Origin of the sequence: Pseudomonas sp. LFS074, from assembly GCF_047978165.1 — a bacterium.
Taxonomy (GTDB): domain Bacteria; phylum Pseudomonadota; class Gammaproteobacteria; order Pseudomonadales; family Pseudomonadaceae; genus Aquipseudomonas; species Aquipseudomonas putida_P.
This window is the reverse complement of sequence record NZ_JBFPFV010000003.1, coordinates 36,210-49,436: the sequence shown is the minus strand read 5'-3', so window position 1 is coordinate 49,436 and position 13,227 is coordinate 36,210. Positions and strand designations below refer to the sequence as shown.

12 protein-coding genes are annotated in these 13,227 nt (G+C 59.3%); 8 read left to right on the top strand and 4 right to left on the bottom strand.

Translation table 11 applies throughout. The features are described from left to right. Positions 1-131 precede the first annotated feature (131 nt). From ACNQP3_RS24180 to ACNQP3_RS24165, 4 genes are all read left to right on the top strand, one after another. Complete coding sequence (locus tag ACNQP3_RS24180) at positions 132-890, top strand: Nif3-like dinuclear metal center hexameric protein (protein WP_012274087.1); 759 nt, start codon at positions 132-134, stop codon at positions 888-890. A 198-nt stretch (positions 891-1,088) separates the two neighbouring features. Then, positions 1,089-2,006, top strand: coding sequence for a sulfate adenylyltransferase subunit CysD (cysD, locus tag ACNQP3_RS24175; RefSeq protein WP_003251799.1), 918 nt, complete (start codon positions 1,089-1,091; stop codon positions 2,004-2,006). 16 nt (positions 2,007-2,022) lie between these two features. Continuing rightward, complete coding sequence (gene cysN, locus ACNQP3_RS24170; RefSeq protein WP_264316531.1) at positions 2,023-3,924, top strand: sulfate adenylyltransferase subunit CysN; 1,902 nt, start codon at positions 2,023-2,025, stop codon at positions 3,922-3,924. A gap of 424 nt (positions 3,925-4,348) precedes the next feature. After that, entirely contained in the window at positions 4,349-4,831 is a 483-nt protein-coding gene (locus tag ACNQP3_RS24165) for a hypothetical protein (protein ID WP_264316530.1), read from the top strand. Between the two features lie 127 nt (positions 4,832-4,958). Here the strand turns inward: ACNQP3_RS24165 and ACNQP3_RS24160 are convergent, their stop codons facing one another. From ACNQP3_RS24160 to ACNQP3_RS24150, 3 genes are all read right to left on the bottom strand, one after another. Continuing rightward, positions 4,959-5,219 (bottom strand): bacteriocin immunity protein, encoded by a 261-nt coding sequence (locus ACNQP3_RS24160; RefSeq protein WP_264316529.1) that lies wholly within the window; start codon positions 5,217-5,219, stop codon positions 4,959-4,961. After that, the gene (locus ACNQP3_RS24155; RefSeq protein WP_264316528.1) at positions 5,216-7,480 is read right to left on the bottom strand and encodes an S-type pyocin domain-containing protein; all 2,265 of its coding nucleotides are present in this window, start codon (positions 7,478-7,480) and stop codon (positions 5,216-5,218) included. The genes ACNQP3_RS24160 and ACNQP3_RS24155 overlap by 4 nt, the downstream gene beginning before the upstream one ends. A 112-nt stretch (positions 7,481-7,592) precedes the next feature. After that, on the bottom strand, positions 7,593-8,072 hold the full coding sequence (locus tag ACNQP3_RS24150; RefSeq protein ID WP_264316527.1) for an Lrp/AsnC family transcriptional regulator: 480 nt from the start codon (positions 8,070-8,072) through the stop codon (positions 7,593-7,595). 127 nt (positions 8,073-8,199) lie between these two features. On the opposite strand from ACNQP3_RS24150, the gene ACNQP3_RS24145 reads away from it, so the two are divergent. After that, positions 8,200-9,396 carry a methionine gamma-lyase gene (locus ACNQP3_RS24145; RefSeq protein ID WP_060493237.1) on the top strand — a complete coding sequence of 399 codons (1,197 nt, stop codon included), beginning with the start codon at positions 8,200-8,202 and terminating at the stop codon, positions 9,394-9,396. Between the two features lie 59 nt (positions 9,397-9,455). On the opposite strand, the gene ACNQP3_RS24140 is transcribed toward ACNQP3_RS24145, so the two are convergent. Next, positions 9,456-9,893, bottom strand: a complete 438-nt coding sequence (locus ACNQP3_RS24140) for a YhcB family protein (protein ID WP_012274081.1) — start codon at positions 9,891-9,893, stop codon at positions 9,456-9,458. Positions 9,894-10,028: 135 nt separating this feature from the next. Here ACNQP3_RS24140 and ACNQP3_RS24135 point away from each other — a divergent pair, with 135 nt between their 5' ends. From ACNQP3_RS24135 to zapE, 3 genes are all read left to right on the top strand, one after another. Beyond that, positions 10,029-10,664 carry an alpha/beta hydrolase gene (locus ACNQP3_RS24135; RefSeq protein ID WP_012274080.1) on the top strand — a complete coding sequence of 212 codons (636 nt, stop codon included), beginning with the start codon at positions 10,029-10,031 and terminating at the stop codon, positions 10,662-10,664. Positions 10,665-10,689: 25 nt separating this feature from the next. After that, entirely contained in the window at positions 10,690-12,039 is a 1,350-nt protein-coding gene (locus tag ACNQP3_RS24130; RefSeq protein WP_069942704.1) for a tryptophan--tRNA ligase, read from the top strand. Positions 12,040-12,123: 84 nt separating this feature from the next. Further along, a complete protein-coding gene (gene zapE, locus ACNQP3_RS24125) occupies positions 12,124-13,218 on the top strand; it encodes a cell division protein ZapE (protein ID WP_012274078.1) in 1,095 nt (364 codons plus the stop codon). Positions 13,219-13,227 lie beyond the last annotated feature (9 nt).

Genomic DNA, 13,227 nt, shown 5'->3' with positions numbered 1-13,227 from the left:
CAGTGGGGCATGAGCGCGCGCGATGATACACCGGTTCCCCCAGTGCCGGCGACGGCCCATAATGGCCGGCATTATACGGGCGTTCGCTAGGCGTTGTGCCTGGGAAAAGCGCAGTTTTCGAGGAGATTTTCATGGCCGTCGCTCTAAACACCCTGGTCGAAGAAGCCGAGCGTTACCTGGGTAGCGCGAAGATCCAGGATTATTGCCCCAATGGCCTGCAGGTCGAAGGCCGGCCACAGGTCAGCCGCATCGTCAGTGGCGTTACCGCCAGCCAGGCGCTACTGGACGCAGCGGTCGAGGCCGGGGCCGACCTGGTGCTGGTGCACCATGGTTACTTCTGGAAAGGTGAAAACCCATGCATCACCGGTATTCGCCAGCGTCGCCTGAAAACCTTGCTGAACAACGATATCAGCCTGCTGGCGTTTCACCTGCCGCTGGACGTGCACCCGGAGGTAGGTAACAACGTGCAACTGGCGCGGCAACTGGACATCACCGTCGAAGGGCCGCTGGACCCGGAGAACCCCAAAGTGGTCGGGTTGGTCGGTTCGCTGGCCGAGCCCGTGACCGCGCGTGATTTTGCAAGGCGGGTGCAGGACGTGCTGGGGCGTGAGCCGTTGCTGGTCGAAGGCGACGAGATGATCCGTCGGGTCGGCTGGTGCACCGGTGGCGGGCAGGGTTACATCGACACGGCGATTGCGGCCGGGGTGGACCTGTACCTCACAGGCGAGGCGTCGGAGCAGACTTACCACAGTGCCCGCGAGAATGGGGTCAGCTTCATTGCGGCCGGGCACCATGCCACCGAGCGCTATGGCGTGCAGGCGCTGGGCGATTACCTGGCGCGGCGGTTTGCCGTGGAGCACCTGTTCATCGATTGCCCGAATCCCATCTGAAATCAGTGCTGCCCTCTGCGCGGGCTCGCCTGCTCCCAAAGGGCCGCAACGCGGCCCCAATATCAGCCAAACCCCCAGTCATATCGTTAGACCTTTTCGATCTAGCCCGCCGCCTAAATAGAAGCAGCCGCTGTGATAAAGTGGCTCGCTCGAACACGGCCCGCAGGCCGTCCATAAGATCGTTTTTCGTGAGTAGCCATGGTCGACAAACTGACGCACTTGAAACAGCTGGAGGCGGAAAGCATCCATATCATCCGCGAGGTGGCCGCCGAGTTCGACAACCCGGTGATGCTGTACTCGATCGGCAAGGATTCCGCCGTGATGCTGCACCTGGCGCGCAAGGCCTTCTTCCCGGGCAAGCTGCCGTTCCCGGTGATGCACGTCGACACCCAGTGGAAATTCCAGGAGATGTACAGCTTCCGCGACAAGATGGTCGAGGAAATGGGCCTGGAACTGATCACCCACGTCAACCCCGAGGGTGTGGCGCAGGGCATCAACCCGTTCACCCATGGCAGCTCCAAGCACACCGACATCATGAAGACCCAGGGCCTGAAGCAGGCGTTGGACAAGCATGGTTTCGACGCCGCTTTCGGTGGCGCGCGCCGCGACGAAGAGAAGTCGCGGGCCAAGGAACGCGTGTATTCGTTCCGTGACAGCAAGCACCGTTGGGACCCGAAAAACCAGCGCCCAGAGCTGTGGAACGTGTACAACGGCAAGGTCAACAAGGGTGAGTCGATCCGCGTCTTCCCGCTGTCGAACTGGACCGAGCTGGACATCTGGCAGTACATCTACCTTGAAGGCATCCCGATCGTGCCGCTGTACTTCGCCGCCGAGCGTGAAGTCATCGAGAAGAACGGCACCCTGATCATGATCGACGACGAGCGCATTCTCGAGCACCTCTCCGAGGAAGAGAAAGCCCGCATCGTCAAGAAGAAGGTGCGTTTCCGTACCCTTGGCTGCTACCCGCTGACGGGCGCTGTCGAGTCGGAAGCCGAAACGCTCACCGACATCATTCAGGAAATGCTCCTGACGCGCACTTCCGAGCGCCAGGGCCGAGTCATCGACCACGATGGCGCCGGTTCCATGGAAGACAAAAAACGTCAGGGCTACTTCTAATTTTCAGGGTTACTCCATGTCGCACCAATCCGATTTGATCAGCGAAGACATCCTCGCTTATCTGGCTCAGCACGAGCGCAAAGAACTGCTGCGTTTCCTCACCTGCGGCAACGTGGATGACGGCAAGAGCACCCTGATCGGGCGCCTGCTGCACGATTCGAAGATGATCTACGAGGACCACCTCGAGGCCATCACCCGTGATTCGAAAAAAGTCGGTACCACCGGCGAAGAAGTCGACCTGGCACTGCTGGTAGACGGCCTGCAGGCCGAGCGTGAGCAGGGCATCACCATCGATGTTGCCTACCGCTACTTCTCCACCGCCAAGCGCAAGTTCATCATTGCCGACACCCCGGGCCACGAGCAGTACACCCGCAACATGGCCACCGGTGCATCCACCTGCGACCTGGCGATCATCCTGGTCGATGCCCGCTACGGCGTGCAGACCCAGACCCGCCGCCACAGCTACATCGCCTCGTTGCTGGGCATCAAGCACATCGTGGTCGCGGTCAACAAGATGGACCTCAAGGGCTTCGACCAAGACGTCTTCGAGTCGATCAAGGCCGACTACCTGCAGTTCGCCGAAGCCATCAACCTGACCCCGAGCAGCCTGCACTTCGTGCCGATGTCGGCGCTCAAGGGTGACAACGTGGTCAACCACAGCGAGCGTTCGCCGTGGTATGCCGGCCCGACGCTGATGGAAATCCTCGAAACCGTCGAAGTGTCGGCCGACCGCAACTTCACCGACCTGCGTTTCCCGGTGCAGTACGTGAACCGCCCGAACCTGAACTTCCGTGGCTTCGCCGGCACCATCGCCAGCGGCGTGGTGCACAAGGGCGACGAAATCGTCGTGCTGCCGTCGGGCAAGAGCAGCCGCGTCAAGTCCATCGTCACCTACGAAGGTGAGCTGGAAAACGCCGGCCCAGGCCAGGCAGTGACCCTGACCATGGAAGACGAGATCGACATCTCCCGTGGCGACCTGCTGGTACATGCCGACAACGTACCGCCGGTGACCGACCAGTTCGACGCCATGCTGGTGTGGATGGCCGAAGAGCCGATGCTCCCGGGCAAGAAGTACGACATCAAGCGCGCCACCAGCTATGTGCCGGGCTCGATTGCCAGCATCACCCACAAGGTCGATGTGAACACCCTGGAGCAGGGCGCTGCCAGCGCACTGCAGCTGAACGAGATCGGCCGCGTGAAGGTTGCACTGGACGCCTCGATCGCCCTGGACGGCTACGACAGCAACCGCACCACCGGTGCGTTCATTGTCATCGACCGCCTGACCAACGGCACCGTTGGCGCCGGCATGATCATCGCTCCGCCCGTTCTGCCACACGGCAGCACCGGCCAGCATGGCAAGCAGGCCCACGTGTCGACCGAAGAGCGCGCCCTGCGCTTCGGCCAGCAGCCAGCCACCGTGCTGTTCAGCGGCCTGTCCGGCGCTGGCAAGAGCACCCTGGCCTATGCCGTGGAGCGCAAGCTGTTCGACATGGGCCGTGCGGTATACGTGCTCGATGGCCAGAACCTGCGCCACGACCTGAACAAGGGCCTGCCGCAAGACCGCGCCGGTCGCACCGAAAACTGGCGCCGCGCCGCCCATGTGGCGCGCCAGTTCAACGAGGCCGGCCTGCTGACCCTGGCTGCGTTCGTGGCCCCGGATGCCGAAGGCCGCGAACAGGCCAAGGCGCTGATCGGCAAAGAGCGCCTGGTGACCGTTTACGTCCAGGCCTCGCCGCTGGCGTGCCGCGAGCGTGATCCGCAAGGCCTGTACGCGGCCGGTGGCGAAAACATCCCGGGCGAAAGCTTCCCGTTCGATGTGCCGCTGGACGCCGACCTGGTGATCGACACCCAGTCGATAAGCGTCGACGAAGGCGTGAAGCTGGTGCTGGACGTGCTGCGTCAGCGTGGCGCGATCTAAGCGCTGAGCTGCAAGAAAAACCCCGCTGCGGCGGGGTTTTTTATTGCCCGCCACATGCCTGTACGACCCCATGTAGAAGGACCGTCTTCCTCAGAATTCCAAGGCTAATGCAGCCCGTGTGGCAGCTGGCTTACCGGCGATCACCGGCGCAGCCGGTGCCATCCAGCGTGATGCCTGCTTCGCGCCAGTTCGATATCTCGATTCGCCCGCTCCAACGGGTATCCCGTGACCTTCAAGTTCACACCGTGTCTTGGGGGCGCGGTTAGTGCTCAAGCTTTAATGCTCTCAAGATCTGCATTATAAGTTCAGACGCTTCCTACAAGTTTCATACCGCCTCATCCGGTAAGCTGTAATTGCTCCTGAAACACGTGGTTTTTAGTTGGGCGCAGGATGTGAGTATCAAAAGTTTATGAGGGAGAATCGTATGGATCTGCGTAGAGAACTGATGCCGCCTGAGCTGGATGAACAGTTAGTTTCGAAGCTGTGTGAGCTTTCAGAGGAAATAGACTGTGGGAAGCGTGATCTGACGGAGCACCTCGTTATCGAATTTAATCGGCTAGCCGCGACTGAATTTGATTTCCGAGATTTTCAGGGGATTTATGGCGCGCAAGACCATAACACCTGGGTGCGTAAGGTTCTGTATGAGCCGTATATTCAGCCGGTTGCTGATGTTACCAAAGATGAGTTGGTGGAGATGGCGCGAAGAGGGATGGAGTGTGAAGGGGCTGAGCATGACGTTGATTTTTGGCTTCTTATGTTGGAAGTGAATATTCCTAACGAACGCGTAATGGATTTGATATTTCATCCCGGCGTATACTTTGGTGGTGCTGAATTTACACGGGATCTCTCACCTGTTGAGGTGGTTGACCTTGCGCTGAGTACAAGAGCGGTTACGGTAATCTTCTAGTTCCTTTGAGAGCTGCTTGTTTAATTTATATAGAGTGTAACTGAAGGCCCTGACAGATCAGGACCTCGCTCTATTTAGCTAGGTTTGAATCCTTCTTTGCCGTTGGCCGGACGGAGCATGTGTCGAGTTAAGACTTGAAACCGCTTTTTCCGTTGGCGGCTCGCCAAGACTTGATGATTTCTATAATTTTCTCGGGCTTGCCATCCTCTGGTGTAGCTGGTCTGTAGAGGAGATTTATTCCAGAGGGGTGTTCAGTGATTTTTCTGAAATGTTGTAGCAAAGGGGTTAGCACTTGATCAGGTTCGTCTTCATTTGCTCTGTCAATTTCAGCTAAAAACTCCAGAAATTCCTGCTCTGTATAGTCGCTTAGATTTTCCTTGAGTATCATGGCTTTTCTCCGTAATGAATGGTGTTATGAACCTTAGGGGTTACGACTTTCAAATTGCTCATGTCGTAAACGCCACCGCCTTCACTTATTGGTATCACGTGATGAATCACGAAAGTCATTTGACTCATGTAAATGTCCTCGTCATCCACCAGCGGTGAATTTCCATTTTTCTTCATGCGCGCCAAGTCCCTTTCGCTGAATTGTTTGGAGAGCTCAGGATCGTTAGCCACAGCCTTCCAGAACTGCCCCCTAAACGCGTCAAAACTCCTGAATTCTCTGTCTCTGAGAAGATCAGCAATCTGCGCAGGAATTGGAGCCCCTTCGAGGTTGGCTGCCGATTTACGCCATGTATCTGATACCTGTGTACCAGTTCCGGTCGATGTACCTGGCTCGTACCGCGGGCTTTTGAACACCACCAGAATAGGCGGTAAACCCGAGTCCATGGGGAAGGTGATGATCAGCCGTTCCTGGTCCAGCAAATCCAGCGCGGGGTAACCCTCCGTCTCGGTGCTGACGGGGTTCAGGGTACTGCCGGTGTAAACGACGGTACCGGGCGGCGCTGGCGGCAAGCTTATAGAACTTCCACCTTCACCGCCCGGCGCGCTGGAAGGTGTCCAGGTCAAAATCCGCTGCGGGTTATCCAGCGCCAGGCTGTAGACCTGCCGCTCACTGTCGAATGTCGCAGCGCGTACCGGTACCGGTTTACCCCCAGCCACCACATACAGGTCCATGCCATTTGGGTGCTCGGATCCAGCCAGCAGATACGGCAGGTCGATGCTGGTTGATGACGCTGCCAAGGTTGCAAGGTCAGGCCCACCGGGTGGCGTAAGGCTGGCTAGCGGGGTGCTGATAAGATAACGGCGCTCACCGTTACCCAGCGTTGACGGCCAGGCCATCGCAAGTGTGCCTACTGCAAGCGAAGGGATAGTCGTAGCAACAAGGCGGGCAATCGCGGCCGTGATTGCTTCACCCAAAGCCGAGTAAGCCGCTTCGGCTACTGCAAAAGAGGTAGCACCAATGGGGATTACGGCAGGCGTCAGTCCCGCCAAACGCGCTTCATTGATATAGGAAATGCTCCGCCGCAGAGCCTCTTGCCTTTGCCGCTCGGCTTCTGCAGCCAAGCGCGCAGCTTCGGCCTGCTGGCGTGCAGCTTTTTCCTGTGCGGCGAATTGACTTTGGAGGTTCTCCACTTCAGCGGCGCGCTGCATCAGGTTTTGCGTGGCACCTGCATATACGCCCAGGAATCTGATCGATTCGTTTAGCGCCAGTGTGAGGTGGTATTCCTGCCAGCGCGGGCCGGCCCGGCGTAATCGTTGTTCATCTACAAGATGCAAAAGCCCTTCAAGTTGAGGCTTCGACAGGGGGGCGTTGATGCGGGGGTTTTGATCATGGTACGCCGGAATTTGCGATTGCTTGGCCTGCACCAAGGCAGCAGCGGTTGCAAGGTAGGCACTGAGGGTTTGAACAAGCGTGAGCGCGTCGTCAATGACGGTTTGCCCTAACTCATGCTGAAGAACGTTGGGTAAACAATCGAAATGTATTTGCCGCTCTGCGTGAATCTGAGCTGTTCGACGCGCGATCATTTCCAGCAGATTTAGAGGCTGGTGGTTGAGCTCCTCCTGATCCACTTGCCTTGCGAGGCCCTCAAGTTCGTCTGCCAGCGCTTGGTGCTTTTGAGCTTCGATGTGTAAACGGTAGGTGCCATCCCAAGCCCTCTGCAGCCTTGTGGCCCATTCCACACCGAGCTCCTGGCCTGTTGTTGCTGCGAAGAAGCCCGGGTCCAGAAACCGGCTCATCATTGAATCGCCGCGCTTGTAGAATGCGGGTACGCCAAAGTAGTTATTGGCGTCGGGTAAAATCTGCAAATAACCGTCACGAATCTGACTGATGCGTGACGACAGGATTTGTTGTTCTGTTGAAAGTGTGGAGGCCGCGCCGTTTGCACTGTTCGCCTCGGCTTTGATCTGGGCTTTCAGTGCAGCAATGGTTTCAGGGATCTGATTTACTTCGTGGGCATATTTGTCTGAATAGTCCTTCTCTATAATCTGAAACTCTTCTGTCAGCACCCTGCGAGTGGAAATGACCCGTGCGATGTCATTTTTGGTTGGGCTGGTCCCGCGTGGATAACCATCGCTTAGCCCCCAGCCACCTGCGCCCGGTCCACCACCACCGCCACCAATCAAACTTAGTTCGGCACCTGTTGGTGCTTGCGCACTGATGTACAGCGCTTCATCGAGATAATACGTGTTGTCCCGTGCCATGTAGGTTCTCCTGGTCACTACACGGGCTAGCTTTACGTATATTGAATTCGCGGTATGTCAGCTCCGGCCTGTCAATCGGTGGGAAGCTTCCTGGCACTCGGAAAGATCTGTCTTAGATGTGTTTTTCCGACACAGGTATCACCCGTTTCTCCTTCACCGCCTTGTAGGAAAAACTCGAATAGATCTCCTTCACCCCCGGCAGCCGTTGCAGCACTTCCCGGGTAAATTCGCCAAACGACTCCAGGTCCCGCGCCAGAATCTCCAGCAAGAAGTCATAGCGCCCGGAGATGTTGTGGCAGGCGACGATTTCGGGGATTTCCATCAGCCGCTGCTCGAACGCCAGCGCCATGTCCTTGGTGTGCGAGTCCATCATGATGCTGACGAACGCGGTCACGCCAAACCCCAGCGACTTGGGCGAGAGGAGGGCCTGGTAGCCGGTGATGTAGCCGTTGTCTTCCAGAAGCTTGACCCGTCGCCAGCAGGGCGAGGTGGTCAGCGCCACCTGGTCGGCGAGCTCGGCGATGGTGAGGCGGGCGTTGTCCTGCAAGGCAGCCAGCAGGGCGCGGTCGGTGCGATCGAGGCTTGAAGGCATGTTTTGCCCTCCTGGTCCGTTGATTATTGTTTTCGTTCCAACAAGCACGCGTATGCGTGGGCCAATTTGGAAAAAATCGGGCAGCCCGGTGGCATAAGCTTATAACAAACCACAAGAGGCTGTTGCCATGCGCGACTCCCATAACAACACCGGTTTTTCCACGCGGGCCATTCACCATGGCTACGACCCGCTTTCCCACGGTGGTGCCCTGGTGCCACCGGTGTACCAGACCGCTACTTATGCCTTCCCCACTGTCGAATACGGCGCTGCGTGCTTCGCCGGGGAGGAAACGGGGCATTTCTACAGCCGCATCTCCAACCCGACCCTGGCCTTGCTCGAGCAACGCATGGCTTCGTTGGAGGGCGGTGAGGCGGGGCTGGCGCTGGCGTCGGGGATGGGCGCGATCACTTCGACCATCTGGACCTTGCTGCGGCCTGGCGATGAACTGATTGTCGGGCGTACTTTGTATGGCTGCACGTTCGCTTTCCTGCATCACGGCATTGGCGAGTTCGGGGTAAAGATCCACCATGTCGACCTCAACGATGCCAAGGCCCTGAAAGCGGCGATCAACAGCAAAACGCGGATGATCTACTTCGAAACGCCGGCCAACCCCAACATGCAACTGGTGGATATAGCAGCGGTCGTCGAGGCAGTACGAGGGCGTGATGTACTTGTGGTGGTCGACAACACCTATTGCACGCCGTACCTGCAGCGGCCGCTGGAGCTTGGGGCGGACCTGGTGGTGCATTCGGCGACCAAGTACCTCAGTGGCCATGGTGATATCACGGCGGGCCTGGTGGTGGGGCGTAAGGCGCTGGTCGACCGCATTCGCCTGGAGGGGCTGAAGGACATGACCGGGGCGGTGCTGTCGCCGCATGACGCGTCGCTGCTGATGCGCGGTATCAAGACCTTGGCCCTGCGCATGGACCGCCATTGCGCCAACGCCTTGCAGGTGGCGCAGTTCCTCGCGCGGCAGCCGCAGGTGGAACTTATTCACTACCCAGGTTTGCCGTCGTTCGCCCAATACGAACTGGCGCAGCGGCAGATGCGCTTGCCGGGTGGGATGATTGCCTTCGAGCTCAAGGGGGGGATCGACGCCGGGCGGCGCTTCATGAATGCGCTGCAGCTGTTTGCACGGGCGGTGAGCTTGGGTGATGCCGAATCGCTGGCGCAGCATCCGGCGAGCATGACGCATTCCAGTTACACGCCGCAGGAGCGGGCGCATCACGGCATATCGGAAGGATTGGTGCGGTTGTCGGTGGGGCTGGAGGATGTGGAAGACCTGCTGGCGGATGTCGAGCAGGCATTGCAGGCTTGCAAATAGGCAGCCTGTACCAGCCCACAAAAAAGGCCTCTTGCGAGGCCTTTTTCATGTTCAGCCGATCAGCGCTTGAGCCCGTAGCTCTCGTCGAGCATGCCCGGCGAGTTCGGCGCTTTTGGCGCATAGTCGCGTGGCACTTCGGCGGTGTCCTTCGGCGGGGTCAGGCGGTCACGCGGGCCTTGCGGCGCTTCGGAATGCAGCGCAGCCAGCAGGCGCTGGCGGGTGACGTCGTCGAGGGCCAGGCTGTTGGCGCCTTCGGCCAGGTGATCCTGTACGTCCTGGTAGCTCTGGGTCAGTTTCTTGACCAGCATGGCGGTGCTGTTGAAGTGGGTGACCACTTCGTTCTGGTAGCTGTCGAAACGCTTCTGGATATCATCCAGTTGGCGCTGGGTGTTGCTCGGCGCCGCATTGGGCAGCAGGCGGGCAACGATGAAACCGACCGCCACACCGATGACCAGGGCCAGGGTTGGCAACAACCAAACAAGGAGCGAGAGTTCCACGAGTCCTTCCTCTATAAACGGCTTTGCTTTACGTTAACGGCTCAGACCTGCGCTGTATACCGCGAGCGATCGCAAATCAGAACAGAATTCCTCACCTAGACGAATCGACCCTTCCCGAGGTCACGGAGTAGTGCCTTGCTTGTCCGCGAAACCCCCTTGTTCATCGATGGCCCCAGCGGCCAGCTGGAAGCCTTGTACCTGGACGTGGCCGACGCCCGTGGCGCGGTGCTGATCTGCCACCCCAACCCGGTCCAGGGCGGCACCATGCTCAACAAGGTGGTCTCGACCCTGCAGCGCACCGCACGTGATGCCGGCTATGTGACCCTGCGTTTCAACTACCGTGGTGTTGGCCAGAGCGCCGGTAGCCATGACATGGGCGCTGGCGAAGTAGCCGATGCCGAGGCCGCTGCCGCCTGGCTGCGTGCCAAACACCCCGAGCTGCCACTTGTGCTGATGGGCTTCTCGTTCGGTGGTTTCGTGGCCACCAGTCTGGCTGGGCGCCTGGAAGCTGCAGGCACGCAGTTGCAGCATCTGTTCATGATCGCCCCCGCCGTCATGCGCCTGACCACCGAGTTCCCGGTGCCGCAGCGTTGCCCGATCACCGTGGTGCAACCGGACGCCGACGAAGTCGTCGCACCGCAGCTGGTTTACGAGTGGTCCGACAGCTTGTCGCGCCCCCATGAGCTGCTGAAAGTGGCAGAATGCGGACACTTCTTCCATGGCAAGCTGACCGATCTGAAGGATCTGCTGCTGCCGCGCCTTTCGAACTGAGCCAAGCCTGAATAAGCGAACACCCATGACCACGCGCATTCTTACCGGTATCACCACCACCGGCACACCGCACCTGGGCAACTACGCCGGCGCCATCCGCCCGGCGATCCGTGCCAGCCAGCAGCCCGGTGTCGACTCGTTCTACTTCCTGGCCGACTACCACGCCCTGATCAAGTGCGACGACCCGCAGCGCATTCAACGTTCGCGTCTGGAAATCGCCGCCACTTGGTTGGCCGGTGGGCTGGACCCGGACAAGGTGACCTTCTACCGCCAGTCCGATATCCCGGAAATCCCCGAGCTGACCTGGCTGCTGACCTGCGTTGCCGCCAAGGGCCTGCTGAACCGTGCCCATGCCTACAAGGCCTCGGTGGACAAGAACGTCGAGAGCGGCGAAGACCCGGACGCCGGCGTGAGCATGGGCCTGTTCAGCTACCCGGTGCTGATGGCTGCCGACATCCTGATGTTCAACGCCAACAAGGTGCCGGTTGGCCGTGACCAGATCCAGCACGTGGAAATGGCCCGCGACATCGGCCAACGCTTCAACCACCTGTTCGGTCAGGGCCAGGACTTCTTCGCCCTGCCAGAAGCGGTGATCGAAGAAAGCGTGGCCACGCTGCCCGGCCTGGATGGGCGCAAGATGTCCAAGAGCTATGACAACACCATCCCGTTGTTCACCAGCGCCAAGGACATGAAGGACGCCATTTCGCGCATCGTCACCGACTCGCGCGCGCCAGGCGAAGCGAAAGACCCGGACAACTCGCACCTGTTCACCCTGTACCAGGCTTTCTCGACGCCGGAGCAATGCGCCGGCTTCCGTGAAGAGCTGCTGCAGGGTCTGGGCTGGGGCGATGCCAAGCAGCGCCTGTTCCAGTTGCTGGATGGCCAGCTGGCCGAAAAACGCGAGTACTACCACCAGTTGATCGCCCGCCCGGCGGACCTGGAAGACATCCTGCTGGCCGGCGCCGCCAAGGCCCGCAAGATTGCCACGCCGTTCCTCGAGCAACTGCGCGAAGCCGTTGGCCTGCGTTCGTTCCGTACTGGCGTGCAGGCCACTACCGAAGTGAAGAAAAAAGCCGCCAAGAGTGCGCGCTTTGTCAGCTTCCGTGACGAAGATGGCAGCTTCCGCTTCCGCCTGCTGGCCGCTGACGGCGAGCAACTGCTGCTGTCGCGCAGCTTTGCCGACGGCAAGAGCGCCGGCGCCGTGAGCAAGCAGCTGCAACAGGGTGGCGAGGCCGATGTACGGGTTGAAGGCCTGAGCTTCGGCCTGTGGCTGAATGGCGAGCAGGTTGCCGACGGGCCGCAGTTCGACAGCACCGAAGCCCGTGATGTGGCCATTCAAAGCCTGCGTGATGCCCTGGCACCACAGCACGACTGAGGCATATTGACGCAAGTCTGATTGCCATTAAGCGGGCCTGTCGCTACAGTGACGGCCCGTTTTTTGTTGCCTCGCTAACGAATCATGACTCCCTTAGAACGCTATCAAGCAGATCTGAAACGTCCCGACTTCTTCCATGACGCGGCGCAGGAAACTGCGGTGCGTCACCTGCAGCGCCTGTACGACGACCTGGTGCAGGCGCAGAACAATAAGCCAGGCATGTTCGGCAAGTTGTTCGGCAAGAAGGAGCAGACCCCGGTCAAGGGCCTGTACTTCTGGGGTGGGGTAGGGCGAGGCAAGACCTACCTGGTCGATACCTTCTATGAAGCGCTGCCGTTCAAGCAGAAGATGCGCACGCACTTCCACCGCTTCATGAAGCGCGTGCACGAGGAAATGAAAACCCTCAAGGGCGAGAAGAACCCGCTGACCATCATCGCCAAGCGCTTCAGCGAAGAAGCCAAGGTCATCTGCTTCGACGAATTCTTCGTGTCGGACATTACCGATGCCATGATCCTCGGCACTCTGATGGAAGAACTGTTCAAGAACGGCGTATCGCTGGTGGCCACCTCCAACATCGTGCCGGACGGCTTGTACAAAGACGGCCTGCAACGTGCGCGCTTCCTGCCGGCCATCGCCATGATCAAGCAGTACACCGACGTGGTGAACGTGGATAGCGGCGTCGACTACCGCCTGCGTCATCTGGAACAGGCCGAACTGTTCCACTTCCCGCTCAATGATGCGGCGCATCAGAGCATGCGTGCCAGCTTCAAGGCGCTGACCCCTGAGTGCACCCAGGCGGTCGAGAACGACGTGCTGATGATCGAGAACCGCCCGATCAATGCCCTGCGTACGTGCGACGACGTCGCCTGGTTCGACTTCCGCGCCCTGTGCGACGGGCCGCGCAGCCAGAACGACTACATCGAACTGGGCAAGATCTTCCACGCCGTGTTGCTCAGCAACGTGGAGCAGATGGGCGTTACCACCGACGACATCGCCCGTCGCTTCATCAATATGGTGGACGAGTTCTACGACCGCAACGTCAAGTTGATCATCTCGGCCGAGGTGGAACTAAAGGACCTGTATACCGGTGGGCGCCTGAGCTTCGAGTTCCAGCGTACCCTGAGCCGGTTGCTGGAGATGCAGTCGCACGAATTCCTGTCGCGCGCGCACAAGCCATAAATTTGGGGG